The organism is Nocardia brasiliensis IFM 10847, assembly GCF_000710915.1.
GTDB classification, from domain to species: Bacteria; Actinomycetota; Actinomycetes; order Mycobacteriales; family Mycobacteriaceae; genus Nocardia; species Nocardia brasiliensis_A.
Window position 1 is genome coordinate 1 of record NZ_BAUA01000214.1, and the last position, 1,049, is coordinate 1,049.

1 protein-coding gene is annotated in these 1,049 nt (G+C 61.3%); it reads left to right on the top strand.

Annotated elements, in window-relative coordinates; translation table 11 throughout:
- Positions 1 to 1,049: LGFP repeat-containing protein (locus tag NBRGI_RS45790; RefSeq protein ID WP_370627931.1), on the top strand; the 1,049-nt coding region annotated here is incomplete at both ends.

Below are 1,049 nucleotides of genomic sequence, written 5' to 3' on the forward strand. Positions count from 1 at the left end.
GTATCTCGGCTACCCCACCTCCGACGAGACCGGGACGCCGGACGGGGCGGGACGGTTCAACCGATTCGAGCGCGGCGTCATCTACTGGACTCCGCAGTTCGGTCCCCATCCGGTGAGCGGCGGAATCCTCAATAAATGGGCATTTTCCGGGTACGAACAGGGCAGTTGGGGTTACCCCACTGCCGACCAGATCGTCAACGGATCCAACAGCCGCCAGCAGTTCGAGTACGGCCTCATGAGCTGGCCCACACAACAGATCGCCGATGCCGCTGTCGTAGACGACGGAGAGATCGCACCGAACGTCGACGGGCCGACTCCGACGACCGTGGCCGGCTTCGCCGCGGACTCGCGGGCGGGCACATCGGCCAATCAAGGTGTTCAACTGGTGTCGGGGCCCGCGGGTGGGAAGGAGAGCTGCGAACCGAACTGCGTCGGATGGGATCTGGCCGACCTGGAGGAACCGACGCTGTCCAGCATTGACACCTCCGATGCCGTCATCGATCCACGCTGTTTCAACGTCCCGGCCGACATGCAATGGCGAGGCGGGCGGAAGTTCGGGTGCCTGAGGTATCAGGAACCGATCAAATACATCCGGGGCCAGACCGTGTCCACGATCCCCGTCACCGTCACCGCAGGTCTGCGCAGCTCGCACAAAGCCGGCGGATTCGTCGAGGAGTTCAAGTTCGAGTTCGGCACCGCCACAGGCGAGGTGGGAAAGCCGGTGTTTTTATACAAGGTCAGCGGCGCGAACTTCGACAAGAACAACTCACGCTATGCCGGTCCGAAGCAGGGCACTTTGGTGCCCCAAGGCGGCAGTTTGACAGTGCAGATGTGGTTCGACGAACAGCCGATGAACGACGGCGCGGTCGATACCCGTGGTACACGACTGGAAGTCAAATTCGGCAACTTCGACGCTTCCTACAGCGATACAGGCAAGGTCTGGTTCGACATGAACACGCTGCGCTGCGATAAAACGATGCGCACCAACACCGGGTTCAAGCAAGGCTGTGTGTTCCCCAACTACCGACCAGCTTTCGACATGGACGTAT